The sequence below is a fragment of the Streptomyces sp. NPDC005492 genome (assembly GCF_040605995.1).
In the GTDB taxonomy this organism is placed as follows: domain Bacteria; phylum Actinomycetota; class Actinomycetes; order Streptomycetales; family Streptomycetaceae; genus Streptomyces.
Genome location: NZ_JBEXDX010000007.1, coordinates 223898 through 249647 on the forward strand (window position 1 = coordinate 223898; position 25750 = coordinate 249647).

25 protein-coding genes are annotated in these 25750 nt (G+C 70.6%); 9 read left to right on the top strand and 16 right to left on the bottom strand.

Features of this window, described 5'->3' with window-relative positions:
• Positions 1-4: 4 nt before the first annotated feature.
• Positions 5-1717, top strand: coding sequence for a cation acetate symporter (locus ABZT04_RS12905; protein ID WP_356056064.1), 1713 nt, complete (start codon positions 5-7; stop codon positions 1715-1717).
• A 28-nt stretch (positions 1718-1745) separates the two neighbouring features.
• The gene (locus tag ABZT04_RS12910; protein ID WP_356056066.1) at positions 1746-2963 is read left to right on the top strand and encodes a histidine kinase; all 1218 of its coding nucleotides are present in this window, start codon (positions 1746-1748) and stop codon (positions 2961-2963) included.
• Positions 2964-2969: 6 nt separating this feature from the next.
• Here ABZT04_RS12910 and ABZT04_RS12915 read toward each other — a convergent pair whose 3' ends face one another.
• The 7 genes from ABZT04_RS12915 to ABZT04_RS12945 form a co-directional block, all read right to left on the bottom strand.
• On the bottom strand, positions 2970-3128 hold the full coding sequence (locus ABZT04_RS12915; RefSeq protein ID WP_019070924.1) for a hypothetical protein: 159 nt from the start codon (positions 3126-3128) through the stop codon (positions 2970-2972).
• Positions 3129-3141: 13 nt separating this feature from the next.
• Positions 3142-4959, bottom strand: a complete 1818-nt coding sequence (locus ABZT04_RS12920) for a protein kinase (protein ID WP_356056198.1) — start codon at positions 4957-4959, stop codon at positions 3142-3144.
• A gap of 13 nt (positions 4960-4972) precedes the next feature.
• Positions 4973-6280 (bottom strand): PASTA domain-containing protein, encoded by a 1308-nt coding sequence (locus tag ABZT04_RS12925; RefSeq protein WP_356056069.1) that lies wholly within the window; start codon positions 6278-6280, stop codon positions 4973-4975.
• Positions 6281-6397: 117 nt separating this feature from the next.
• Entirely contained in the window at positions 6398-7348 is a 951-nt protein-coding gene (locus ABZT04_RS12930; RefSeq protein WP_356056072.1) for a cytochrome c oxidase assembly protein, read from the bottom strand.
• Positions 7349-7452: 104 nt separating this feature from the next.
• Positions 7453-8478 carry a 6-phosphofructokinase gene (locus ABZT04_RS12935; protein ID WP_356056074.1) on the bottom strand — a complete coding sequence of 342 codons (1026 nt, stop codon included), beginning with the start codon at positions 8476-8478 and terminating at the stop codon, positions 7453-7455.
• Positions 8479-8667: 189 nt separating this feature from the next.
• Complete coding sequence (locus tag ABZT04_RS12940) at positions 8668-9396, bottom strand: glutamine amidotransferase (protein WP_355904411.1); 729 nt, start codon at positions 9394-9396, stop codon at positions 8668-8670.
• Positions 9397-9425: 29 nt separating this feature from the next.
• Positions 9426-10664: a MurT ligase domain-containing protein gene (locus ABZT04_RS12945; RefSeq protein WP_356056075.1), complete on the bottom strand. Its 1239-nt coding sequence runs from the start codon at positions 10662-10664 to the stop codon at positions 9426-9428.
• A 154-nt stretch (positions 10665-10818) separates the two neighbouring features.
• Between ABZT04_RS12945 and def the strand changes: the two genes are divergently transcribed.
• Complete coding sequence (gene def, locus ABZT04_RS12950) at positions 10819-11358, top strand: peptide deformylase (RefSeq protein WP_356056077.1); 540 nt, start codon at positions 10819-10821, stop codon at positions 11356-11358.
• 13 nt (positions 11359-11371) lie between these two features.
• Here def and ABZT04_RS12955 read toward each other — a convergent pair whose 3' ends face one another.
• Positions 11372-12016 carry a TetR family transcriptional regulator gene (locus ABZT04_RS12955; protein WP_356056079.1) on the bottom strand — a complete coding sequence of 215 codons (645 nt, stop codon included), beginning with the start codon at positions 12014-12016 and terminating at the stop codon, positions 11372-11374.
• A 179-nt stretch (positions 12017-12195) separates the two neighbouring features.
• Between ABZT04_RS12955 and ABZT04_RS12960 the strand changes: the two genes are divergently transcribed.
• Positions 12196-13425 (top strand): acyl-CoA dehydrogenase family protein, encoded by a 1230-nt coding sequence (locus ABZT04_RS12960; RefSeq protein WP_356056081.1) that lies wholly within the window; start codon positions 12196-12198, stop codon positions 13423-13425.
• Between the two features lie 19 nt (positions 13426-13444).
• On the opposite strand, the gene ABZT04_RS12965 is transcribed toward ABZT04_RS12960, so the two are convergent.
• From ABZT04_RS12965 to ABZT04_RS12975, 3 genes are read right to left on the bottom strand one after another with little or no spacing between them, the layout of a single operon-like run.
• On the bottom strand, positions 13445-13966 hold the full coding sequence (locus ABZT04_RS12965; RefSeq protein ID WP_356056083.1) for a cupin domain-containing protein: 522 nt from the start codon (positions 13964-13966) through the stop codon (positions 13445-13447).
• Positions 13967-13973: 7 nt separating this feature from the next.
• Positions 13974-15188: a cytochrome P450 gene (locus tag ABZT04_RS12970; protein ID WP_356056085.1), complete on the bottom strand. Its 1215-nt coding sequence runs from the start codon at positions 15186-15188 to the stop codon at positions 13974-13976.
• Positions 15185-16252 (bottom strand): type III polyketide synthase, encoded by a 1068-nt coding sequence (locus tag ABZT04_RS12975; RefSeq protein WP_356056088.1) that lies wholly within the window; start codon positions 16250-16252, stop codon positions 15185-15187. The genes ABZT04_RS12970 and ABZT04_RS12975 overlap by 4 nt, the downstream gene beginning before the upstream one ends.
• A 162-nt stretch (positions 16253-16414) precedes the next feature.
• Between ABZT04_RS12975 and ABZT04_RS12980 the strand changes: the two genes are divergently transcribed.
• Positions 16415-16762, top strand: a complete 348-nt coding sequence (locus ABZT04_RS12980; protein ID WP_356056090.1) for a hypothetical protein — start codon at positions 16415-16417, stop codon at positions 16760-16762.
• 75 nt (positions 16763-16837) lie between these two features.
• Here the strand turns inward: ABZT04_RS12980 and ABZT04_RS12985 are convergent, their stop codons facing one another.
• The 5 genes from ABZT04_RS12985 to ABZT04_RS13005 form a co-directional block, all read right to left on the bottom strand.
• Positions 16838-17074: a DUF6213 family protein gene (locus tag ABZT04_RS12985; protein WP_355904435.1), complete on the bottom strand. Its 237-nt coding sequence runs from the start codon at positions 17072-17074 to the stop codon at positions 16838-16840.
• 25 nt (positions 17075-17099) lie between these two features.
• Positions 17100-18485 (bottom strand): NADP-dependent succinic semialdehyde dehydrogenase, encoded by a 1386-nt coding sequence (locus ABZT04_RS12990; RefSeq protein ID WP_356056092.1) that lies wholly within the window; start codon positions 18483-18485, stop codon positions 17100-17102.
• 74 nt (positions 18486-18559) lie between these two features.
• Entirely contained in the window at positions 18560-19042 is a 483-nt protein-coding gene (locus ABZT04_RS12995) for an NUDIX domain-containing protein (protein ID WP_356056095.1), read from the bottom strand.
• Positions 19039-20577, bottom strand: a complete 1539-nt coding sequence (locus ABZT04_RS13000) for an ATP-dependent DNA ligase (RefSeq protein ID WP_356056097.1) — start codon at positions 20575-20577, stop codon at positions 19039-19041. The genes ABZT04_RS12995 and ABZT04_RS13000 overlap by 4 nt, the downstream gene beginning before the upstream one ends.
• Positions 20578-20606: 29 nt before the next feature.
• Positions 20607-21578: an NAD(P)/FAD-dependent oxidoreductase gene (locus ABZT04_RS13005; RefSeq protein WP_356056200.1), complete on the bottom strand. Its 972-nt coding sequence runs from the start codon at positions 21576-21578 to the stop codon at positions 20607-20609.
• Between the two features lie 94 nt (positions 21579-21672).
• Between ABZT04_RS13005 and ABZT04_RS13010 the strand changes: the two genes are divergently transcribed.
• The 4 genes from ABZT04_RS13010 to ABZT04_RS13025 all read left to right on the top strand — a co-directional run bounded on the left by ABZT04_RS13010 (position 21673) and on the right by ABZT04_RS13025 (position 25648).
• Positions 21673-22251 (top strand): XRE family transcriptional regulator, encoded by a 579-nt coding sequence (locus ABZT04_RS13010; protein WP_355904450.1) that lies wholly within the window; start codon positions 21673-21675, stop codon positions 22249-22251.
• A 156-nt stretch (positions 22252-22407) separates the two neighbouring features.
• Positions 22408-23385, top strand: a complete 978-nt coding sequence (locus ABZT04_RS13015; protein WP_356056099.1) for an NADPH:quinone oxidoreductase family protein — start codon at positions 22408-22410, stop codon at positions 23383-23385.
• Positions 23382-24566, top strand: coding sequence for an acyl-CoA dehydrogenase family protein (locus tag ABZT04_RS13020; RefSeq protein ID WP_356056101.1), 1185 nt, complete (start codon positions 23382-23384; stop codon positions 24564-24566). The genes ABZT04_RS13015 and ABZT04_RS13020 overlap by 4 nt, the downstream gene beginning before the upstream one ends.
• Positions 24563-25648, top strand: a complete 1086-nt coding sequence (locus tag ABZT04_RS13025) for an acyl-CoA dehydrogenase family protein (RefSeq protein WP_356056103.1) — start codon at positions 24563-24565, stop codon at positions 25646-25648. Before ABZT04_RS13020 ends, ABZT04_RS13025 begins: the two co-directional genes overlap by 4 nt.
• Positions 25649-25750: the final 102 nt, after the last annotated feature.

A 25750-nucleotide genomic window follows, 5' to 3' on the forward strand; every position in this document is an offset into this window, starting at 1 on the left:
GCGCGTGAACTCCAGTTACGCGATACCGGCGGTCGCCCTCGTCGTCGTGGTGACCGTCCTCGTCGGCGCGTTCGGCCTGCGCATCTCCCGCACCACCTCCGACTTCTACGTCGCCTCCCGCACCGTCGGCCCCCGCCTCAACGCGGCCGCCATCAGCGGCGAATACCTCTCCGCCGCCTCCTTCCTCGGCATCGCCGGCCTGGTTCTCGTCCAGGGCCCCGACATGCTCTGGTACCCGGTCGGCTACACCGCCGGATACCTGGTGCTGCTGCTGTTCGTCGCCGCCCCGCTGCGTCGCTCCGGCGCCTACACCCTCCCCGACTTCGCCGAGGCCCGGCTCGCCTCGCACGGCGTACGACGACTCGCGGGCGCCTTCGTCGTCGGAGTCGGCTGGCTGTACCTGCTGCCCCAACTCCAGGGCGCTGGGCTCACGTTGACCGTGCTCACCGGTGCGCCGGACTCCCTCGGCGGCCTGATCGTCGCCATCGTCGTGGTCGCGACCGTCGCCGCGGGCGGCATGCGCAGCATCACCTTCGTGCAGGCCTTCCAGTACTGGCTCAAACTCACCGCGCTGCTCGTCCCCGCCCTCTTCCTGGTCCTCGCCTGGCAGAGCGACGGAGCACCCCGGCACGCCTTCGAGGAACCGGCCACCTTCCGCGAACAGCGCGTCGTCCGCTTCGACGACACCCTCGACCTGAGACTCGACCACCCCCTGACCGTCACGGTGAACGGCACCGTCGACCACCACCGCTACGACACCGCGCGGCTCCAACTCCCCACCGGCGTCCACCACATCGGGCGCGGCACCCGCCTCACCTTCGCCAAGGGCGCCACCGTCCCCGTCGCCGCCCGCGGCACCAACGGCGGCATGTCGACCTCCCTCGCCGCGAGCCGCGAGGAACGCCCCCTGTACGCCACGTACGGCCTCATTCTCGCCACCTTCCTCGGCACCATGGGCCTGCCGCACGTCGTGGTCCGCTTCTACACCAGCCCGCACGGCGTCGCCGCCCGCCGCACCACGGTCGCCGTCCTCGGCCTGATCGGCGCCTTCTACCTCCTCCCGCCCGTCTACGGCGCCCTCGGCCGCCTGTACACCCCCGAACTCACCCTCGCGGGCGACGCCGACGCTGCCGTACTCCTGCTGCCCGACCGCATGATCGGCGGCGTCGGCGGCGATCTGCTCGGCGCGCTGGTGGCGGGCGGCGCCTTCGCGGCCTTCCTGTCCACCGCGTCCGGACTGACCATGGCGGTCGCCGGGGTCCTCACCCAGGACGTCCTCCCGTCGCGCGGGGTACGGCACTTCAGGCTCGGCACGGTCCTCGCCATGGCCATGCCGCTGGCGGCGAGCGTCCTGGTCGGCGGGCTGCCCGTCGCCGACGCCGTGGGACTCGCGTTCGCCGTGTCGGCGTCCTCCTTCTGCCCGTTGCTGGTCCTCGGCATCTGGTGGACCCGGCTCACCCCGCCCGGCGCGGCCGCCGGGATGCTGGTGGGCGGCGGGTCGGCGTTCGTCGCCGTGGCCGCGACCATGGCCGGCTTCCCCGGCACCGGCCCCCTGCACGCCCTGCTCGCCTGGCCCGCGCTCTGGTCGGTCCCGCTGGGCTTCCTCACCATGGTGCTGGTGTCCCTGGCCACCCCGGGAAGGGTGCCCACGGGAACGGCGGCGATCCTGGCGCGGTTCCATCTGCCAGAGGAGCTACGGGCGGAGGTGAAGGCGTGACAGCGCCGGACAGGACGGAGGCGGGCGCATGAGCGGATTCCTGGCCGGCCTCTGCGTCGCCGTCCTCCCGCTGCTCGCCGCCGGCTTCTGGCTCGGGCGACGCACCGCGCGCCCCGAGAGCCTCGGCGGACTCGGCACCCCCGTCGAACATGCCACCTTCCAGACCCTGCACACCGCCTCCCTCGCCGCACCCCCGCTGCGCGCCGGCCTCACCGGGGAGACGGCCGGCCGTTCGGCCCGCCGACTGCGCAGCCTGCTCGGCACCGACGCGCTGTGCCTGACCGACCAGAAACAGGTCCTAGCCTGGGACGGCGTCGGCGACCATCACCGGACCGAGATCATGGAACGGCTCGCGGGCCCTCTGGAGACCGGCCGCGGCGAGGCGTTCCGCCTCAACTGCGACGCTCCCGACTGTCCGTTGCGCTGGGCGGTGGTCGCCCCGCTCACCGTCGACGACCGGGTCCACGGCGCGCTGGTGGCCTGTGCGCCGCGCGAGTCCGCCGTCCTCGTCCGGGCCGCCGGAGAGGTCGCCCGCTGGGTCTCCGTACAACTGGAGTTGGCCGATCTGGATCAGTCCCGCACCAGGCTGATCGAGGCCGAGATCAGGGCACTTCGGGCCCAGATCTCCCCGCACTTCATCTTCAACTCGCTCGCGGTGATCGCCTCGTTCGTCCGCACCGACCCCGAGCGCGCCCGCGAACTTCTCCTGGAATTCGCCGACTTCACCCGCTACTCGTTCCGCAGGCACGGCGACTTCACCACCCTCGCCGACGAACTCCAGTCCATCGACCACTACTTGGCCCTCGTCCGGGCCCGCTTCGGCGAGCGGCTCTCGGTCACGCTCCAGATCGCCCCCGAGGTGCTCCCGGTCGCGCTCCCGTTCCTGTGTCTGCAACCGCTCGTCGAGAACGCCGTCAAGCACGGCCTCGAAGGCAAGGCAGCTTCCGCCGCGGGCAAGAGCCGCATCAGCATCACCGCGCAGGACGCGGGCGCCGAGGCCCTGGTCGTCATCGAGGACGACGGCACCGGCATGGATCCCGACCTGCTGCGCCGCATCCTGGCGGGCGAGGTCAGCCCCTCGGGCGGCATCGGCCTCTCCAACGTCGACGACCGGCTCCGCCAGGTCTACGGCGACGACTACGGCCTCGTCATCGAGACCGCCGTGGGAGCGGGCATGAAGATCACCGCCCGGCTGCCGAAGTACCAGCCGGGCGTGCACTCGGCGAGCCGGCGCAGCGAGCAGTAGCGGGCGTCAGGTGCTGCGGGTGGCCACCATCCCGAGGGTGATGAGTCCCAGCACGACCCAGCCGAACCACAGCCAGCCGTTGCTGCCGAGCGCCACCGTGTAGGCCGTCACCACCACCAGCCCGCCGACGGTGATCACCCCCATGGTCTTCGTGGAACCGGGCATCGCGACACCCTCCTCATGGTTCGTTCCCCTCCATGGTGCCTCCGTTCTGCTTCCGCACGGTGCACACGACGAAATGTGTGCCCGACTTCCACGGTCCCTGGCTGGTCCAGGAGGCGGACTCGTAGACCGAGGGATCGAAGCCGTAGTCGGCCGGCGGGAGGTCCCGCGCACATGCCGCGTCCGACCGCGATCGTGCCTGAGCCAGCGTGACGCCCGCGCCCAACCGGGTGAACCCGACCACTTCCTGATCGTGCTTTCCCGCACAGGAGACGAGGCTCGCGGCCCGGTTCGACGGCACGTCCAGACAGTCCCGCTTCTGCATGGTCGAGGTGTCCGCGAACGCCGACCCGAGGGCACGGTGGCTGCCCAGTGGCCCGTAGACCGGCCCGTGCGCACCCAGCACCAGACAGGCGGCGCGGTGTCCGGCTGCCTCGAAACCCGCATCGGTCGGTACGACGGCGAAGCCCCGCACATCCGCGAGCTTCTCCCGGATCTCCTGCGTCCGCTGCGCACACCGGTCCGCCCCGACCTTGCGCGCCTCGTCGGCGGATGTGGTAGATACGAACGCCATGACTTGGCCGTCGGGCACGGTGTTGCGGCACATGTGGTCGACGACCAGCCGTGGCGTACCCCGGAAGCGGTTCCCGCCGGGCCAGTCGGCGCTGACACAGTCGCCGTCCCTGAGTGGCGCGGACAGCCCGACGGCGTCGCCGTACGGCCGGCTGTCGCTGCCCGTGCCCGTGTTCCCGCCGGGCTGCTGATGGGCCATCGCGTACCAGACACCGCCCAGGGCGAGGGCCAGCCCCAGGAGCCCCGCGAGGACGGACTGCAAGGCGCGGGGACGCCGACGGCGGCGCCGACCCGGAGACGGTGCGGGAGGTGGTGCCGGCACCGCAGTCGCGACCGGCGCGGGCCCGGTGGCCAGATCCTCCCAGGGCGACGGCGAGCCCAGGTCGGTCTGGGTCCTGGAGTACGCCTCCGCCACCGTCTGCGGGGTCACGACCCGCGACAGCGCCACCTCGGCCTCGGCCGCCGGAATCCGCCGTAGCGGATCCTTCTCCAGCATCGCGTGGAGCACCGGCGCCAGCGCGCCCGCGTGGGCCGGTGGCAGCGGGTCCTCCATCACCACGGCGGTGACCTCCGCGAGCGGCGACTCGCGGGCGAACGGGCCGTGACCCTCGACGGCGTGGTACAGCGTGCAGCCCAGTGAGAACAGGTCGGCGGCGGCGGTCGGCGGCCCGCCCGTGGCCCGCTCCGGCGCCAGATACCCCGCGGTGCCGACGAGCACGGACGTCAGCGTGTACCGCGTCTCCCCGGCGTCCGGCTGCACCGAGATGCCGTAGTCGGTGAGCAGCACCCGTGCGTACGGCGAACCGGTGCGGTCCGGCGCGAGCAGGATGTTCGCCGGTTTCACGTCCCGGTGCATCACACCCCGCTCGTGCCCAGCCGTCAGCGCGTCGAGTACGGCGAGACCGATGCGGGCGCACTCCGCGGGCGCCAACGGGCCCTGTCTGCCGACCAGTTCACGCAGGTCGACGGCGTTCGCCACATACTCCATGACGATCCACGGCAGCCCGTCGTGCTCCAGCACGTCATGGACGGTCACCACATGGGGGTGGCCGCGCAGCCCCGCCGCGTGCCGGGCCTCGGCCTGGGCCCGCGCCACCCGGGCCTCCCGCTCGGCGTCGGCGTACGCGGGATTGCTGAACACGATCTCCTTGAGCGCGACTTCACAGGCCAGCCGCTGGTCATGTGCGAGCCACACATGTCCCATACCGCCACTGCCCAGCTTGTTCAGCAGCAGATAACGGCCGGCGATGACCCGGCCCACTCCCCGGTCCACGTCACGTCTCGGTCGCGGCGGGCGTGCCGGTCACCGGGTCCGTGGTGATCGGCACGCTGCTCGTGACAGGGACGCTGCTCGCCACGGGCGCGCTGCTGGTGACCGGTGCGCTCGTCGGGGGTGAGCTGGTCACCAACGAGGTCGAGCCGGTCGTAGCCGCACTGGTCGTGGCCGATGCGCTCGACGGCGCACTGCTCGACGGCGGTGGCTCGCTCGTCGGCGGCGGCGTGGACGGAGGCGGCGACGAAGTCGGCGCGGAAGACGTGGGCGGTGTCGACGTGGAAGGCGTCGAGGGCGGTGCCGTGGACGTCGGCGGACCCTGGGTCGGCGCGGAGGTCGTCGGAGCCGGGGGAGTGGACGTCACCCCTCGGCTCGCCCCTCCGCTCGTCCCGTCGGCGACACTCAGCATCACGTACTGCCCGAACCGCAGCTCGGTCCCCGCCGGTGGATCGGACGCGGTGACCCGCGCGTCGTCGGGCGGCGACGCGCTCCCCGCGTATCCGACGGCCAGACCGCTGTTCACCAGGTGCCGCCTGGCCTCACCGAACGTCGTCCCCATGAGGTTCGGCACCGCGTGCCGCTGCCTGGTGTCGAAGGTGGTGTCGCGCTTGCCCGTCGTACCGACCGGACGCGTGATGCCCCGGTCGGGATCGTCGACGTCCACGAGGGCGAGCCGCTCCATCGTCCGCGGCGCCGGACGTACGGCCACCACGGAGGTCGGCTCATATCCGTTCCACTTCTTGTTGCCGTCCGCGAACTTGACGGAGATCCGTCCCGCGTCGCCCTTGAACGGCCGCAGCGGATTTCCGCACGAGCACTTCGCCGCGGGTTCCCCCTGCTCGTCGACGAGAATCGCGATTCCCGACTGGAGAAGGGAGTTGAAGGGCGTGGCCTTTCCTTTTTTGTAGTCGTGGTTCTGTACGAGAGTGTCGTGACGCAGGAGCACGGGTGTGAGCCGGTCGAGATAGGCCGGTATCCGATCCGTGGTGATGCCGAGCACGGACGACCACGCCACCGCCTTCTGGTGGTTCGCGGGATCGGTCAGAAACCTCTTGAGCTTCGCCACGTCACAGATGGTCGGCTTCTTCGTGCCTCCGTAGAGGCCCGGTGTGTCCCCTTGCTGCAAGGTGCCCCGCACCGGCATCGAGCGGATGTCGGCGTCCTGCCCCAGTCCCTGTTTCTCGTCGAAGAAAGGCGCGAGCGACGGAACTCCGGCGGCGACCGCCTGCACGGCGAACATATGTGCGCCCCCGCCGCATCCGCTCATGACCAGGACGCAGACGAGCAGCACGGCGATCCTGCGGATCACCGGAATTCCGGTCCTTTGCACAACTGCGCGAAATGTCATTACCGCTCCCCCCGGCGGCGGTTCCCCCATCGCGCTTTATGCTACTGAATGAAATTGCCGTTCAGTTGCCGAGTGTGTTCAATTGCCTCGTGTGTTCAATGAGGCCAAATAGGCGTTGTACGCCTCGAGTTCCTTGTCGCCGTCCCGGTCGGCGGCCCGGTCCTGGCGCTTGGCCTGCCGTTGCTCCGAGCTGTACCACTGGAACAGCAGGGCTACCAGCACCAGCACGGAGGGCACCTCGCTGAACGCCCAGGCGATACCGCCGGCCGCGTTCTGGTCGGAGAGCGCGTCGATGCCGAGCGAGGCGGGCGGGTGCTTGAACGTCTCGACCATCGGCTCCGACGCCATCATCAACGCGATGCCGAAGAACGCGTGGAACGGCATCCCCGCGAACAGCTCCAGCATCCGCATCAGATAGCCCGGCCGGCTGGGCCCCGGGTCCACGCCCATGATCGGCCAGAAGAACACCACACCCACGGCGAGGAAGTGCACCATCATCGCGATGTGCCCGGTCTTCGAACCCATCAGGAAGTCGAAGATCGGTGTGAAGTACAGGGCGTACAGGCTCGCGATGAACAGCGGGATGGTGAACGCCGGATGGGTGATGAGCTTCATGTACCGGCTGTGCAGGAACATCAGCAGCAGCTCGCGCGGCCCCTTGCGCCCCCGCGCTGCGGGCGGCAGGGCACGCAGCGCCAGGGTGACCGGGGCGCCGAGCAGCAGCAGGATGGGCGACAGCATGCTGATGACCATGTGCTGCACCATGTGCACGCTGAACATGACCATGCCGTAGTCGTTGAGCTTGGTGCACATCACGAGACCGACAGTCAGCACCCCGATGACGTACGAGATCGTCCGTCCCACCGGCCACGCGTCCCCGCGCCGCCGCAGCCGGACGACCCCCCAGCCGTACAGCCCGAGCCCCAGCAGGCAGGCCGTCAGGAAGAACGGATCGGCCGACCACTCAAGCCCGCGCCCGAACGTGAACGGCGGCAGATCCATCGTCATGCCGTGCCCGCCGTGATCCATCGGACGGCTCCTGATTCGTGGGGGTTGTGCAAGTCTGTCCGCACCCAGACTAGAACCGCCCCCGGCCACGATCGTGACCGGGGGCGGTTTCGCTCAGCTACGCGTTACAGGACGCACTCCGCCTCTTCGTACCGGTCGGCGGGCACCGTCTTCAGCGTCTCCACCGCTTCCGCCAGCGAGACCATCAGGATGTCGGTGCCCCGCAGCGCGGTCATCTTGCCGAACTCGCCCCGGTGCGCCGCCTCCACCGCGTGCCACCCGAACCGGGTCGCCAGCACCCGGTCGTACGCGGTGGGCGTACCCCCGCGCTGAACGTGCCCGAGGATCACCGGCCGCGCCTCCTTGCCGAGGCGCTCCTCCAGCTCGATCGACAGTTGCCGCGCGATGCCCGCGAAGCGCTCGTGGCCGTAGACGTCCTTCTTGCCCTCGTCGAACTCCATGGAGCCCGCACGCGGCTTGGCGCCCTCCGCCGCGACCACGATCGCGAACCGCTTGCCCGCCTCGAAGCGTTCGCCGACGCGGGCGGCCAACTCCTCGATGTCGAAGGGGCGTTCAGGTACGACGATGGCGTGCGCGCCGGCCGCCATGCCGGAGTGCAGCGCGATCCAGCCGGTGTGGCGGCCCATGACTTCCACGACCAGGACGCGCTGGTGGGACTCGGCGGTCGTCTTGAGCCGGTCGAGCGCCTCGGTGGCGACACCGACGGCCGTGTCGAAGCCGAAGGTGACGTCCGTGACCGCGATGTCGTTGTCGATGGTCTTGGGGACGCCGACTATCGGGAGACCGGCGTCGTACATCAGCTTGGCCGCCTTGAGCGTGCCCTCGCCGCCGATCGGGATGATCGCGTCGAGACCCAGCTCCGCGACGTGACCCCGGGCCCGCTCCACACCGTCCCGCAGATGGGAGGGCTGGACACGGGAGGAGCCGAGGATGGTGCCGCCGCGGGCGAGGATGCCGCTCACCGCGTCGAGGTCGAGCTTGAGGTAGTCGCACTCCAGGAGGCCCTTCCAGCCGTCCCGGAAGCCGATGACCTCGTCGCCGTGGTCCACGACGGCGCGGTGCACGACGGACCGGATGACGGCGTTCAGGCCGGGGCAGTCGCCGCCGGACGTGAGGACACCAATGCGCATAGCCCGAAGAACCTTCTCAACGTGGGCCGGGACCGGACCACACTGTCCGGCACGAACCCCGCCACCCTAGCGGCAGCAGGGGGCGGGATCGTAGCGTGCGTCCGCCTGCTGGACGACCCCGCTCACCTGCGCGGACTGGTCGTCAGACGGGCTGGTTCCCGGGGTTCGGCAAGGAGATGAACGCCTGGCTCAGGCAGGCTGCTGAGCTGCGGCGATGCGCTCGTTGCGGAGCGCCTCGTACCAGCGGTCGTCGATCGGCGGCAGCGCGTTGACGTCGAGGGCCAGCTTGAGCAGCAGGTCCGCGATCAGCGGGTTGCGGGCCAGCACGGGACCGTGCATGTACGTGCCGAACACCGTGTCGTTGTACGCGCCCTCGGTGCCGTCCCCCGTGCCGTTGCCCTTGCCGAGGCGGACGTTGGCGAAGGGGCGGGCGGTGGGGCCGAGGTGGGTGATGCCCTGGTGGTTCTCGAAGCCGGTCAGCGGGGGCAGGCCCAGACGTGCGTCGATGTCGCCGAGGACATCGCCGACGCACCGCTCGCCCTCGCCGCGCGTCGACACCACGTCGAGCAGGCCGAGGCCGGGCTCGCGCTGGCCGAGGTCGTTGATGAACTCGTGGCCGAGGATCTGGTAGCCGGCGCACACCGAGAAGACGATCGCGCCGTTGCCGACCGCCCGGTGCAGGCCGCCGTCGCGGCGCAGCCGCTCGGCCGCGAGCCGCTGCGGGCGGTCCTCGCCGCCGCCGATCAGATAGATGTCGCCCGAGGTCGGGATCGGCTGGTCGCTGCGCACGTCCAGCCGGGCCACGTCGAGGCCGCGCTGCCGCGCCCGGCGCTCCACGACCAGGGCGTTGCCCTGGTCGCCGTAGGTGCTCAGCAGGTCGGGGTAGATCCACACCAGACGGAGCTGGTTGTCGCTCATGGTCATTCGTCCTCTGGGGGTTCTGGGTCTCAGTTGCCGACGCGGCGGCGCAGGTCCTGGAACGCGGTGTAGTTGGCGATGACCTCGATCCGGCCGGGCGGTGCCATCTGCACGGCCTGGTCGAGGTTGTCGCAGACCTGGAAGTGCTGGCCCGCGACCTCCAGGCGGACGGCGAGGTCCAGCTTGCGGTCGCCGACGACGAAGATGGGGTGGCCGGTGAGGCGGGTGTAGTCGACGTCCCACAGCCAGGAGGTGTCGGTGCCGTCGGCGCCGCGCGCGTTCACCGAGAGGATCACCGGCGTGGGCGGCGGGTCGATCAGGCTGAACGTTTCGAGCCAGCCCGCCGGGTTCTTCGCCAGCAGCAGGCGCAGGTCGCGCTGCATGAACTGGACGACGTCGTACCGTCCGGCGACCGCCTGCACCCGGTACATGCGCTCCAGGGCGACCTGCGGCGGCACCCCGAAGACCGCGGCGACCGCGGCGGAGGAGGCGGCGTTGGCCTTGTTGGCGCGGCCCGGGAGCTGAAGGTGGATCGGCCAGGCGGAGCCGTGCGGGTCGAGAACGTGGTCCCCGGACAGCGCCCAACTCGGCGTCGGACGGCGGAATCCGCACTCGCCGCAGAACCAGTCGTCGCCCGGCCGCTGCATCACACCGCCGCAGGACGGGCAGGACCAGGCGTCGTCCTTCCACATCTGCCCGGCGGCGACCCAGATCACGTTGGGGGAGGAGGAGGCGGCCCACACGACCAGCGGGTCGTCGGCGTTGGCGACGATGACGGCCTTGGAACCGGCCAGCCCCTCACGCCAGTTCTCCGCGAGCATGCGGGTCTCGGCCGCGCGGTCCAGTTGGTCGCGGGAGAGGTTGAGGAGCGCGATGCACTTGGGGTCGGTGTCCCGGGCGACACCGGCGAGGTACTTCTCGTCGACCTCGATGACACCGAACTTGGCGTCCGAGCCGCCGGCCAGCGCCGAGGTGATACCGGCGGGCATGTTGGCGCCGAGCGCGTTCGACACGACGGGTCCGGCGGCCCCCAGGGCTTCGGCGATCAGTCGTGTCGTCGTCGTCTTCCCGTTGGTCGCGGAGACGAGGGTCACATCCAGACTCTGTGCGAGCCGGGCCAGCAGGTCGGGGTCGAGTTTGAGTGCCACTCGGCCGCCGATCACCGATCCGCTGCCCCGCCCCGCGGCACGCGATGCCGCCGCGACCGCCTTGCCCGCCGTCACGGCGAGCTTGGCCCGCGGCGTGAGCGGGTCCGAGTTGCCTGCCATCAGTTCTCGATCCTCCTTGCGTACGCGCCGCGCCTCTGCCTCCGGCAACGTGGTGTGGACCTCAGCCTATCGAGATCCGTATCAGTGCCCGAACCGCGGCACCGCGAACGCCTCGCGGCGGGCGTGCGCCGTAGAGAACCGTACCCTTGCGCCCATGCGATACGGCTCCATCCCGGGCGCCCACGGGCGAGTCCGTCCCCTCACCCTGCTCGGCGACCCCCTGCTGCACGCCCCGTGCGAGGAGGTCACCGACTTCGGCCCGGAACTCGCCCGTCTCGTCGAGGACTTGTTCGCGACGATGTACGCGGCCCAGGGCGTGGGTCTGGCCGCGAACCAAGTGGGCGAGTCCCTGAGGGTGTTCGTCTACGACTGCCCCGACGACGAGGAGGTCCGCCACCTCGGCCATGTGGTCAACCCACGCCTCGTCGAGGCGGACGGTGTGGTGCTGAGGGGTCCGGAGGGCTGTCTGTCCCTACCGGGCCTGGAGGCGGGGACGGAGCGCTACGACCACGCGGTGGTCGAGGGTTGCACGGTGACCGGGGAGCCGGTCACCGTGCACGGGACGGGGTGGTTCGCGCGGTGCCTGCAGCACGAGTACGACCATGTGGAGGGGACGGTGTACGCGGACCGGGTCACGGGCTGGCGGCACAGAAGGCTGATGAGACAGGCGACCCGGGCTTCTTGGCACCGGTGAGCCGCGCGGGACCCTAGAACCCCGGCCCACCGATCCTGTCCCCGGCGGCGGCCAGCCGCCCCCACAGCAGATCCGCGAGGCTCCGCACCAACTCGGCCCGAGCGCAAGGCCGTTCCCCCAGCCACCAGTCCCCGGCCGCGTGCATCATGCCGACGATGCCGTGCCCCCACACCCGGGCGAGCTGCTGGCTGTTCGGTCCGAGATCGACCCGCTCCTCGATGACCTGGGCCAGCTCCTCGCCCATCCGCCGCAGCAGCGGAACCGAGTGGTTCCCGGTGTCGAACCCCTGGTCCGCGGTCTGGCCGCCCTCCACGGGATGCATCAGGAACCGGTACACCTGAGGCAGCGCCTCGATCGCGGCGAGGTAGGTGTCGAGCGTGGCCTCGACCCGCTCCCGCCGCTCGGCGGGCGCGTCCAGCGCGGCCCGCAGCGAGGACAACAGGGCGTCCGTGTGCCGCTTGGCGAGGGCGGCGTAGAGTCCACCCTTGTCACCGAAGTGCCGGTACAGGATCGGCTTGGTGATACCCGCCTCGGCCGCGATGGCGTTCATCGAGGCCTGCGGTCCGTCACGCAGCACCACTCTGTCCGCGGCCTCCAACAGCTCACGCCGTCGGCGGTCGGCGGACCGTTGCTGATCGGTCCGCTGCGTGGTGTCCATGATCTCTCCCCACCCGTGCTGAATCGGTGACGCCTGCGCAAACTAGCACTCAATGTGCCCTACACCTCGAACGGGTTGTCGGGCCACTGACCGGTCATCGGGAGTTGACTTTTCCTACCCGTCGGTAACAGACTCTGTCGTTACCGCAAGTAACATGCTAGTGCGCCGCTGGAGGAGTCATGGCCGAGTTCACCATGGAACTCAACGACGAACAGAAGGAGGTGCGGGACTGGCTGCACGGCTTCGCCGCCGACGTCATCCGCCCCGCCGCCGCCGAATGGGACGAGCGTGAGGAAACTCCCTGGCCGGTCATCCAGGAGGCCGCGAAGGTCGGCATCTACTCCCTGGACTTCTACGCCCAGCAGTACTTCGACCCCACCGGCCTCGGCATCCCGATGGCCATGGAGGAGCTGTTCTGGGGCGACGCGGGCATAGCCCTCTCCATCGTCGGCACCGGCCTGGCCGCCGTCGGCGTCCTCGCCAACGGCACCGAGGAGCAGATCGGCACCTGGATCCCGCAGATGTACGGCGACGCCAACGACGTCAAGGTCGCCGCCTTCTGCTCCTCCGAGCCCGACGCCGGTTCCGACGTGGCCTCCATGCGCACGCGTGCCGTCTACGACGAGGCCAAGGACGAGTGGGTGCTCAACGGCACCAAGACCTGGGCGACCAACGGCGGTATCGCCAACGTGCACGTCGTCGTCGCGGTCGTCGACGCGGACCTCGGCTCCAAGGGCCACGCCTCCTTCATCGTCCCGGCCGGCACCCCGGGCCTGTCCCAGGGGCAGAAGTTCAAGAAGCACGGCATCCGCGCCTCGCACACCGCCGAGGTCGTCCTGGAGAACGTGCGCGTCCCCGGTTCCTGCCTGCTCGGCGGCAAGGAGAAGCTCGACGAGCGCCTCGCCCGCGCCCGTGAGCGCGCCAAGGCGGGCGGCGGCGAGCGCGTGAAGAACGCGGCGATGGCCACCTTCGAGGCGTCCCGCCCGGCCGTCGGCGCGATGGCCGTGGGCACGGCCCGCGCCGCCTACGAGGTCGCCCTCGACTACGCCAAGACGCGCGAGCAGTTCGGCCGCCCGATCATCGACAACCAGGGCGTCGCCTTCCAGCTCGCCGACATGCGTACGTCCATCGACGCGGCCCGGCTGCTGGTGTGGCGCGCGTCCTGGATGGCCGTCAACGGCAAGCAGTTCACCGCGGCCGAGGGCTCGATGTCGAAGCTGTTCGCCAGCGAGACCGCCAAGAAGGTCACCGGCCAGGCGATCCAGATCCTCGGCGGCAACGGCTACACCCGCGAGTACCCGGTCGAGCGGATGCACCGCGATGCCGCGATCTACACGATCTTCGAGGGCACGAGCGAGATCCAGCGCCTGGTGATCGCCCGCACCCTGTCGGGGATGCCGATCCGTTGATCCGGGACGCCACGCGCGACTACCGGTGTTTCAGGGGCGTGAGCTGCTCGATGTCGTAGCGCGAGCGCAACTCCTCGATCGCCGCGTGGTCCGGAGGCCCACCGCCCCCGAGGATCTCCAACAGCTCCTCGAAGTACCGCTCGTGGTCCGGCGGCGGAGACGCCTGGAAGAACATCTTCGCGGGCGTCTCCGTCGGGTTCGCGAACGCGTGCGGACACCCCGGCGGTACGACGATCACCGTCCCCGGTGTCGCCCGTACCACCCGGGTGCCCGAACTCGACTCCCAGCGCTGCCAGTTGTCCGGGGTCCGGACGCGCGGCTCGAAGGCGAGCACGTCCAGCTCGCCTTCGAGCACATAGAACAACTCCTCGCTGCGCGTGTGCACATGGGCCCCGACGTCGAACCCCGGCGGCACCACCACCTCGAAGGTGGACGCCGTCCGCGAGTGCGAGCCGGTCACCTTGAACGTCACGTGCTGCGCCGGTGTCCGCACGATCCGGCCGTGCCCCGGCGGCACCAGCAGCCCCTCCGTCGCCGTCACCGGCACCTCACCACGTCACGGGCAGTGCCTCGGGCCCGCGGATCAACGCGCCCTTCCTGAACGGCACTTCATCGGCCGGAACCGCGAGCCGCAACCCCGGCAGCCGGTCCAGCAACGCGTCCACCAGCAGCTCGGACTCCAGCCTCGCCAGCATGTTGCCGGGACAGAAGTGCGGGCCGAAGCCGAAGGACACATGCGGGTTCGGACTGCGCGAGAAGTCGATCTTCTCGGGGTCCGGGAAGACGTCCGGGTCGCGGTTGGCGGCCAGGTACGACACATACACCGGGTCGCCGGCCCGCATCCGTACGCCACGGATCTCCACGTCCTCCATGGCGATCCGGGACAGCCCGACCGCGTTGCGGTGCGGGATGTAGCGCAGCAGCTCGTCGATGGCCTGCGGCCTCAACTCCCGCTCGGCGCGCAGTCGTTCGACAAGATCCGGTCGGGTCAGCAGCAGGTAGAACATCTGCCCGCTGTTGTTCGTGACCGCCTCGCCGCCGATCTGGAGCAGCACCGCGAGCCCGACTGCCTCCTCCAGGGTGATCTCCTCCCGGCCCACAGCGGCACCGAGCAGCGAGGCCACGTCCTCGCCGTCGCTGCCCACCCGCAAGCCGATGAGATCGCCGAAGTAGGCGCCCATCTCCTCCTTCGCCCGCTCGCTGACCTTGACGCCGTGCGACGAGGACAGAATGAGCTGGGTCCAGGTGTGCATGCCGTGCCGATCGGCGGCCGGCACACCCATCAACTCGCAGATCACCGTGATCGGGAACGGGCTCAGCACGGTCTCGGTGAGATCCGCGGGCGGCCCGTCCCGGAGCAGCTCGTCGACCAACTCGTCGAGCAGCAGCCGGGATTGCTCCCGCACCCGCTCCACCCCGCGCGCCGTGAACGCCGCGGCCACCGAACGCCGTAGCCGGGTGTGGTCCGGCGGATCGAGGAAGCCGACCGCGCCGCGGGCCGGGATGAAGTGCGGGGCGAGCCGGGTCACCGGCTGGTCCATCACCGCCTCGCGGCTGAACCGGGGGTCGTTGGTGACCATCCGCACGTCGTCGTGGCGGGTGACCAGCCAGGCCCAGCCCTCGCCGTTGGGCAGCTTGATCCGGTTGACCGGACCCTCCCGCATCAGCTTGGAGAGGACCGGGTCGAAGTCCACCCCGGTCAGATCGAGGGCCGGCCAGGGCCGGACCGGGGGCAGGGTCTCGGTGAGCGTCTCTTCAGTCATGCCGCCGTCTCCCGGTCGTCGCTGTGCCAGCGGCCCAGGGCCATCTCGGCGGTGATACCGGGTCCGAACCCGGCGAGCAGTCCGCGCGCCCGGTGTTCGGCGCCGCCCTCGTCGAACAGCCGTCGCAGCGCGTCCAGGACGACCGCGCTGGCGATGTTGCCGTACTCGGTGAGGGTGGCCCGGCTGAACCGGAACGCGTGCGGGTCGACCTGGAGGAACTTGCTCAGGTCGTCGAGTATTCGGGGCCCGCCCGCGTGGACTATGTAGAAGTCCAGGTCGGCCGCGTCCCAGCCGTGCAGCCCCGCGAGGTCCTGGAGTGCCGGTGCGAGGGGCTCCATGGTGGCCGGCACCCGCTTGTCCAGCAGGAAGTGGAAGCCGGTGGCCCGGACGTCGTACATGATCCACTCTTCGGTCTTGGGGATCAGGTACGACCCGTTGCGTTCGAGCTCGATCCCGGTGCCGCCCCGCCCGCGCACCACGGCCGCGGCGATGCCGTCGCCGAACAGCCCGTTGGAGAGCAGGGAGCCGATGCCCAGGTCGGTGGGCTGGTAGCACAGCGAGCAGAACTCGCAGGCCACGATGAGCGCGTTGGCCTCGGGGTAGGCCGTGCAGAAGTCGTGCGCCCGGTTGATCGCCGCACCGCCGGCCGCGCAGCCGAGCTGGGCGATGGGGATCTGGCGGGTGGTGGACTCGAAGTCCATCTCGTTGATCAGCCAGGCCGTGAGCGAGGGCATCATGAAGCCCGTGCACGAGACGTAGATGATCACGTCGATGTCGTCGGTGAGCAGCTCGGCCTCGTCGAGCGCGCGCTGGACGACCGCCGGGACCCGGGCCTTCGCCTCGGCCGTGTAGATCTTGTTGCGTTCCTCGAACCCCGGGTGCTTCAGGGTCTCCTCGATGGGCTGCACGATGTGCCGAGTCCGTACGCCGGTGTTCTCGATCAGCCGAAGGGCCAGCGGCAGGTTGGGGTGGTCCGCGTGACGGGAGCGCGCCAGCTCCAGCGTCTCCTCCATCGTGATCACATGCTCGGGAACCGACACCGAGGGCTTGCACAAAGTCGCCATGAACCGTCCCTGCTTTCGCTTTCCGGTAGGCCTTGGCCCGCCGGTCAGAAGGTGGTTCACCTCTGAGGGTGGTGCATCCACGATCACCCTTGGGGGCGACGATCTCTCGGTGGACTACTCCAATTCAGCGACCCTGTGTAAAGGTCGGATCAGTGAAAATCTGTGCACTGTCTGTGGGAGGACCCGAGGCCCGCCAACCCCCTCGTCCCCCTGATCGCGACCGGCACCGCGCCCCTCGAAACCCTCGCCACCCTGGCCCTGGAACGGCACCATGTGATCCCCGCGGACCGCACGCCCTTCCTCCACCTGGCCCACCGCGCGACCCTTGAGGCGTACGCGGCGGCATGCGGCATCGACGACCTCGCCCTGACATCGAACTTCGCGGAATGGGGCGGCTATTGCGCCAGCACCGGAACTGGAGGAGAAAGCGGCGGCAGCGGTGCGTGCGGGCCAGGCGAACGGCGGATGTTCTGGTCAAGCCTTCCGACGCAGGCTCAGGGCACCCCCTAGGGGCGCGGGGCTGCGACATTTGTGGCTCCGCCGCGGGCGCACCCAGCTACAGCGGTCCCGCACCCATCCACCCGCTTACGAGGACCCCCCACTGCTGTGCGCAATACACGCAACGTCAATACGATCGGCCAGCTTCGCCAGCTCGATCGTCAACGCGGCGACCGTGTCCTCGTCCAGCCCCTCATCCCCGGCCTCGACAAGGTGCAGCCAGCGACCACCCACCGTACGGAGCAGCTTGCTGACATCCGCCGCAGCCACCTGCAAGGTCCCGCGGTCGTCGACGATCAGAGGCAGAGTCACTTCGCGGTTCACAGAGGGGATCGTAGCCGCGGAATGCTCACGCTCCGTGCCATACCGTGGTGATGTTGCAGAACTCGCGGATTCCGTGCCCCGACAACTCCCGCCCGTACCCGGACCGCTTCACCCCGCCGAACGGGAACGCCGGATGCGACGCGGTCATCCCGTTGACGAACACCCCGCCGGCCTCCAGGTCCCGTACGAAACGGTCGACCTCCGCCTCGTCCCGCGTCCACACGTTGGAACTCAGCCCGAACGGCGTGTCGTTGGCGATCAGTACGGCCTCGTCGAGGTCGGCCGCGCGGTACAGGGTGGCGACGGGGCCGAAGGTCTCCTCGCGGTGGATGCGCATCTCGCGGGTGATGTCGCCGAGCACGGTCGGCGGGTAGAACCAGCCGTCCCCGTCGGGCCGCTCGCCGCCGCACAGCACGGTTGCCCCGCTCTCCACCGCGTCGTCGACGAGTTCCTCCAGATCGCTGCGGCCCTGTTCGCTCGCCAGCGGCCCGACCTCGGTCTCCTCCACCAGCGGATCGCCGACCGTCAGCGCCTTCATACCGGCCACGAACCGCTCCGCGAAGGCGTCGAAGACATCCGTGTGCACGATGAACCGCTTCGCGGCGATGCACGACTGCCCGTTGTTCTGCACCCGCGCGGTCACCGCGGTCTTGGCGGCCCGGTCGATGTCGGCGGACGGCATGACCACATAGGGGTCGCTGCCACCCAGTTCCAGCACGGTCTTCTTGACCATGTCCCCGGCGACGGACGCGACCGCCCGGCCCGCGGGCTCGCTGCCGGTGAGGGTGGCCGCCTTCACCCGCTCGTCGCGCAGGATCTCCTCGACCGCGCCGGAGCCGATGAGGAGGGTCTGGAAACACCCCTCGGGGAAGCCCGCGCGGTGGAACAGGTCCTCCAGGTAGAGGGCGGTCTGCGGGACGTTCGAGGCGTGCTTGAGCAGGCCGACGTTGCCCGCCATCAGCGCGGGTGCCGCGAAGCGGATCACCTGCCAGAGCGGGAAGTTCCACGGCATCACGGCGAGCACCGGGCCCAGCGGCCGGTACCGCACCAGGGCCCGGGAGGCGCCGGAGTCCTTCACGTCGGACGCGGCGGGCTCCTCGTCCGCGAGCAGTTCCCGCGCGTGGTCGGCGTACCAGCGCATCGCCTTGGCGCACTTGGCGGCCTCCGCGCGGGCCTGCTTGATCGGCTTGCCCATCTCCGTGGTCATGATCCGGCCGATGTCCCGCTGGTCCTCGTCGAGGAGGTCGGCGGCCCGGTGCATGAGCCGGGCGCGTTCCGCGAAGGCGGACGCCCGGTAGGTGCGGAAGGTGGCCTCCGCGAGCTGAAGCCGGCGCTCGATCTCCTCCGCACCCATGGCCTCGTACGTCTTGAGTGTCTCGCCGTTGGCCGGGTTGACCGTCGCGATGGGCATGGCTGACCTCCTGGAACGGGCTGTGCTTCGACCTTCCCGCGTAGCGGGAACAGTCGCAACGCGTACGCATCTGCTCAGTCCGAGTGCTCCGCCAACCGGTCGAGAAACCTGGCCTGCGCCGGAACGACGACCGCCCGCGCCCGGTCCAGGCCCATCCACTCGACCCGGTCCAGCTCCGGGAACTCCTGGACCTGCCCGGACTTCGGTGGCCACTCCATCCGGAAGGTGCCGGGCACCATGGCCGCCGGGTCCAGGTCGGCCTCGATCGCCCACGCGGTGACGACCTTCCCGTTGGTCTGCCGCACCTCGCCGAGATCGATCGCCACACCGTCGGGCGGTGCGATCCCCAGCTCCTCCTGGAACTCGCGCCGGGCCGCCTCCCAGGCCGGTTCGTCCGGCTCGTACTCGCCCTTGGGCACACTCCACGCCCCGGCATCGCGCCGCGCGAAGAACGGGCCACCCATATGGCCGAGCAATACCTCCAAGCCTTGATCGGTGTGCCGGAACAACAGCAGTCCGGCGCTCCGTTTCCCTTTTCCGGTCCCCGCCCCGCTCACAGCTTCACCTCCGGGTGCGCGGCCAGCAGCGTCTCCACGGTGTCGGCGTCCTCCGGTCGCTTGTCCTCGCGGTAGCGCACAACCCGGGCGAAGCGGAGCGTGACACCGGCCGGGTAGCGGGTCGACTTCTGCAGACCGTCGTACGCGATCTCCACGACGAGTTCGGGCCGTACGGTCACCACGTGGCTGTCGCTCTGCACGGCCAGCTCCTGGAGGCGCTCGGTCTGCCAGGTCAGCAGGGCGTCGGTCATGCCCTTGAAGGTCTTGCCGAGCATCACGAAGGAGCCGTCCGCCGTGCGGGCGCCCAGGTGGAGGTTGGAGAGCTTGCCGGTGCGGCGGCCGTGGCCCCATTCGGCGGCCAGGACGACCAGGTCGAGGGTGTGGACCGGCTTCACCTTCAGCCAGGAGGCGCCTCGGCGGCCCGCGCTGTAGGGAGCGTCGAGGCCTTTGACCACGACGCCCTCGTGGCCGCGTTCCAGGGTCTCGGCGAGGAAGGCCTCGGCGGCGGGGACGTCGTCCGGGCCGGAGACGAGTGTGCGCCGGACGCGCATGGGTTCAGGGACCAACTGGGCCAGTTCCGCATGCCGTTCGGCGAAGGGCAGGTCGAGCAGGTCGCGGCCGTCGACCGACAACGCGTCGAAGAACACGGGGGAGACGGGGACGGTCTCGGCGGCCGTGGCCACGTCCACCCGGGAGCCGACCCGGCCGGCCGTCTCCTGGAAGGAGCGGGGCCGCCCGTCCGCGTCGAAGGAGATGACCTCGCCGTCCAGGATGAATCGCTCACCTCTCAACTCCAGTGCCGCCGCGGTGAGTTCGGGCAGGCGGTCGGTGATGTCGTCGAGAGTGCGGGTGTAGAGCCGTACGACGTCGCCGTCGCGGTGGACCTGGACGCGGATGCCGTCGAGCTTCTCCTCGACCGCGCAGTCGCCCAGTTTCTGCACCGCCTCGGCGACGGACGAGGCGCTGTGCGCGAGCATCGGCAGGACCGGGAGGCCCACGGTCAGCCGGAAGCGGTCGAGGGAGGCGGGGCCTTCGGCTAGCAGGGCCTCGGCCACCGTCTGGAGCGAGCCGGCCAGCATCACCGCCCGCCGTACGTCCGTGGCGGGGGTGCCGGTCGCCTCCGCCAGTCCCTCCACGGCGACCGCGTCCAGCGCGCCCTGCCGGACCTCGCCGGTGATCAGACCGAACAGGAAGCGCTGCTCGTCGGCGGTGGCCGCACCCATCAACTCGCCCACCAGGCGCGCCCGTTCGGCCTGCGAACCGGCGCCCGACACCTTGCCGAGATCCGTGAGGCGGGCGTCCACCTCGCGGACGGTCAGGGTGGGTTCCCGGGCCGGGTCGACCGGCCGGCTCAGCACCTTCCAGCCGATGCCGAGCCGGCCCTGCGGCAGGCGGCCCGCCAGATACGGGATGACGATCGGGACGTCGTCGGCCTCCGCGTCCCGGAACAGCTCCGCGAGCAGAGCGATCTTCCGGGACCGCGCCGAGGTGGCGGCGACCTCCTGGGACACATGCGCGAGCCGGGTCAGCAGCATGCAGCCATCGTGCAACGGAGGCGGCCGGTCTACACCCGGACGGTGGCGTCGAGATCGGCCATCAGCAGGTCCCCGTTGATCGTGGCGCCCGCGCGGTATCCGGCGGAGGCCGCGTTCACGACCTGCTCGGCGAAGCCCATCGCGTTGCCGGCCGCCCACACCCCGGGCACGGTCGTCAGACCCGTCGGGTCGACCACCGGGTAGGCGCCGAACGGGGTTTCCTGCAACTCGGCGCCCAACTGCTCCAGCAGGCCGGTCTGCGGGATCGCGCGGGGTGCGACGAACAGGGCCTCGCGGGGGTGCGTGACGCCGTTCGTGAGACGGACGCCGGTGAGCCGGTCGCTCTCGACGGCGAGTTCCGCGACCTCGCCGGGCACCACGGCGACCCCGGCGGTGGCCAGCCTGCGCAGGTCGTCGTCCGTCAGCTCGGACTCGGCGACCGTGTGCAGGAACAGGGTCACGTCCTTGGACCACTGCGAGACCATCAGCGCCTGGTGCACGCTCATCGGCGTCGTCGCGAGCACCCCGAAGGCCTGGTTGCGGACCTCCCAGCCGTGGCAGTACGGGCAGTGGATCACATCCCGGCCGAAGCGCTCGGCGACTCCGGGAACGTCCGGCAGCTCGTCCTTCAGTCCGGTGGCGATCACCAGCCGCCGCGCGTGCACGGTCTCCCCGCCCGCCAGGGCTACGGCGAAGTCGGCGCCCTTCGTGACGTCGACAGCTCGGTCCCGGACCAGGTCGACGCCGTAGCGGGCGATCTCCTCGCGGCCAATGGCCAGGAACTCGGCGGGTGACATGCCGTCCCGGGTCAGATAGCCCTGCATGTGCGCGGCGGGTGTGTTGCGCGGCTCGCCCGCGTCGACGAGCAGCGTGCGGCGCCGGGCCCGACCCAGGACCAGCGCGGCGGACAGTCCGGCCGCGCCGCCGCCGATGACGACCACTTCGTACGATCCGGTGTGCGCCGACCCTGTGTGTGCCGACCACGTGTGTGCCGGCTCCATGTGTGTCCCGGTCATGGTGACCACCTCCGCCCCCGAAGGTCGCGCCATCCCTGCCGCATTGACAAATGTGTTTGCCGAAACTGCAATATCGGTCATGAGCGACGACACGGACGAGGTCCTGGCGGAGGTCGGCCCGCGGCTGCGGCGGATCCGGAAGGAGCGGGGCGCGACCCTCGCCGGGCTCTCGGAGACGACCGGCATCTCGGTGAGCACGCTGTCCCGGCTGGAGTCCGGGCTCCGCAAGCCCAGCCTGGAGCTGCTGCTGCCGATCGCGCGGGCCCATCAGGTGCCGCTGGACGAGCTGGTGGGGACGCCGCCGGTGAGCGATCCCCGGGTGCGTTCCGAGCCGATCCAGCGGCACGGGCGTACGTACTGGCCGCTCACCCGCCAGCCGGGCGGACTCCAGGCCTTCAAGGTGCTGGTGCCCCAGCGTCAGGAGGAGCCCGAGGCGCGCACGCACGAGGGCTATGAGTGGCTGTATGTGCTGGCGGGACGGCTGCGGCTGGTGCTCGGGGAACATGATGTGGTGCTCGCGGCGGGGGAGGCGGTGGAGTTCGACACGCGAGTGCCGCACTGGTTCGGGTCGACGGGGGAGGGGCCCGCGGAGTTCCTGAGCCTGTTCGGGCCACAGGGGGAGCGGATGCATGTGCGGGCGAAGCCCCGGCGGGCGTGACGCGCCAAGGTCGTTCGATGCCGTTCGATGCCGTCCGATGCCGTCCGATGCCGTCCGATGCTGTTCGTGACCCACGTGACTGTTCCCTGATCGGCAAGCGACCGCTTAGTATGCGATCGAGCCCGGTTTGGCACAGCAGTCCCGTGGAGGCCCCGCATGCAGGCATGGCAAGTGCACCAGAACGGCGAGCCGAGTGAGGCGATGCGCCTGGAGGAGGTGCAGACGCCCACACCCGGCGTGGGCCAGGTCCTGCTGAAGGTACGCGCCGCGAACATCAACTTCCCGGACGTGCTGATGTGCCGGGGCCACTACCAGGTCAGGCCGCCGCTGCCGTTCACCCCGGGCGTCGAGATCTGCGGCGAGACCGAGGACGGCCGCCGCGTGATCGCCAACCCCGCGCTGCCGTACGGCGGTTTCGCCGAGTACGCCGTCGCGGACGCCGCCGCCCTGTTGCCCGCGCCCGAATCGCTGGACGACGCGGAGACGGCCGCACTCCACATCGGCTACCAGACGGGCTGGTTCGGCCTCCACCGGCGCGCCCACCTGGAGGCCGGCGAGACCCTGCTCGTGCATGCCGCGGCCGGCGGCGTCGGCAGCGCGGCCGTACAGCTCGGCAAGGCCGCCGGTGCCACCGTCATCGGTGTCGTGGGCGGTGCCGAAAAGGCAGCCGTGGCACGGGAGTTGGGCTGCGACGTCGTCATCGACCGGCGTACCGAGGACGTGGTCGCGGCCGTCAAGGAGGCCACCGGCGGACGTGGTGCCGACGTGATCTACGACCCGGTCGGCGGCGACGCCTACACGCAGTCCACGAAGGTCGTCGCCTTCGAGGGCCGGATCGTGGTCGTCGGCTTCGCGAGCGGCACGATCCCGAGCCCGTCGCTCAATCACGCCCTGGTTAAGAACTACTCGATCCAGGGCCTGCATTGGGGCCTGTACGCCACCAAGAACCCGAAGCTGATCCAGCACTGCCACGAGCAGCTCACCGACCTGGCCGCCAGGGGTGTCATCAAGCCCTTGGTGAGCGAGCGCGTGCCGCTCAGTGATGCGGCCGCCGCCGTGCAGCGCGTCGCCGACGGTGTCACGACCGGCCGGGTCACCATCCTGCCGTCGTTGGAGAACGGAGCCGCCGCATGACCATCGACGCAGCCGAACTCAGGCGTCTCACGGCCGAGTTGCTGACCGCGCATCCGCCCCTGGAGACCGACCGCCTCGACTTCCTCAAGGCCCGCTTCGACGCGGGTCTGGCCTGGGTCCACTACCCCGAGGGTCTCGGCGGCCTCGGTGCCCCGCGCGCCCTCCAGGCCGTCGTGGACGCCGAGTTGGAGGCCGCGGGCGCCCCCGACAACGACCCGCGCCGGATCGGCATCGGCCTCGGCATGGCCGCCCCGACGATCCTCAAGTACGGCACGGAGGAGCAGAAGCAGCGGTTCCTGCGGCCGCTCTGGGTCGGCGAGGAGGTCTGGTGCCAGCTCTTCAGTGAGCCGGGCGCCGGGTCCGACCTGGCCGCGCTCGGTACCCGGGCCGTGCGGGAGGGCGACGACTGGATCGTCAACGGACAGAAGGTGTGGACGTCCAGCGCCCACCTCGCCCGCTGGGCCATCCTCATCGCGCGCACCGACCCGGACGTGCCCAAGCACGCCGGCATCACCTATTTCGTCTGCGACATGACCGACCCCGGCGTCGACGTCCGGCCGCTGCGCCAGATCACCGGCGAGGCCGAGTTCAACGAGGTCTTCCTGACCGGCGTCCGCATCCCCGACGCCCACCGCCTCGGCGAGGTCGGCGACGGCTGGCGGGTCGCGCAGACCACGCTGATGAACGAGCGCGTCTCGATCGGCGGCATGCGCATCCCGCGCGAGGGCGGCATGATCGGCCCGATCAGCAAGACCTGGCGCGAACGACCCGAACTGCGCACCCACGACCTCCACCAGCGCCTCCTCAAGCTCTGGGTCGAGGCCGAGGTCGCCAGGCTCTCCGGTGAACGACTGCGTCAGCAGCTCGTGGCGGGCCAGCCCGGTCACGAGGGCTCCGGCATGAAGCTCTCCTTCGCCCGCCTCAACCAGGAGATCAGCGGCCTGGAGGTCGAACTCCGGGGCGAGGAAGGCCTGTTGTACGACGACTGGACCATGCGCCGTCCGGAACTGGTGGACTTCACCGGCCGCGACGCCGGTTACCGCTACCTCCGCTCCAAGGGCAACAGCATCGAGGGCGGGACCAGCGAGGTCCTGCTGAACATCGTCGCCGAACGCGTCCTGGGCCTGCCGGCCGAGCCGCGCACCGACAAGGACGTCGCATGGAAGGACCTGGCCCGATGAACGCGCAGCCCGATCTTCTCTACTCGGAGGAGGAAGAGGCGCTCCGCGCCGCCGTCCGGGATCTGCTCACCGACCACTGCGACGCGGCGGGTGTCATCGCGCGCACCGAGTCGGACGCCCCGCACGACCTCGCCGCCTGGAAGGCCCTCGCCGAGGGCATGGGCCTCGCCGGACTCCTGGTGCCCGAGGCGCAGGGCGGCCAGGGCGCCACCCACCGCGAAGTCGCCGTCGTACTGGAGGAGTTGGGCCGCGCGGTCGCTCCCGTGCCGTATCTGACGAGCGCCGTCGTCGCCACGGAGGCGCTGTTGGCCTGCGCTGCCGAAGGGGGCCTGCTCGCAGACCTCGCGTCCGGCCGCCGGATCGGGGCCCTCGCCGTCGCGCTCAGCGTCGCTCCCGGCCACGCCTACAAAGTCGTACGCCATGAAGGTGGCACGCTGCACGGGGAGTTGACCGGCATCGCGGACGGGGCCGCCGCGGATGTGCTGCTGGTGCCCGCGGACGACGGCGGGCTGTACGCGGTGGACGCGACGGCGGCGACCGTCACCCCTCAGGTGTCCCTGGACCTGACCCGACCGCTGGCGACCGTACGCCTGGACGGCGCCCCCGGACGGCTCCTCGGCGACGCCGAACCCGCCGTACGACGTGCCCTGCGGGCCGGTGCCGGGCTGCTCGCCTCCGAGCAACTCGGGGTCGCCGACTGGACGTTGACGGAGACGGTCCGGTATCTCAAGGAGCGCAAGCAGTTCAACCGGCCTGTCGGCGGGTTCCAGGCGCTCAAGCACCGGCTCGCCCAGCTCTGGCTGGAGGTCGTCAGCCTGCGGGCCGCCGCACGCAACGCGGCCGACGCCCTCACCACCGAGGAGGACACCGACGTGGCGGTGGCCGTCGCCCAGGCCTACGCGGCGTCCGTCGCCGTCCACGCGGCCGAGGAGGCCGTGCAGTTGCACGCCGGCATCGGCATGACGTGGGAACACCCCGCCCACCTCTACCTCAAGCGGGCCAAGGCCGACTCGATCGCCTACGGCACGGCGGGCGCCCACCGCGAGGCCCTGGCGGAACTGGTCGATCTGCAAGCCCCCTGACCGACGGCCGGACATCCGGTGAAGCCCGTCCCACCTGGGACGGGCTTTTCCGTGCGCCCCCGCCGAAGGAGTGAACACGCGAGGGCGGTCCGGCCAACTCCT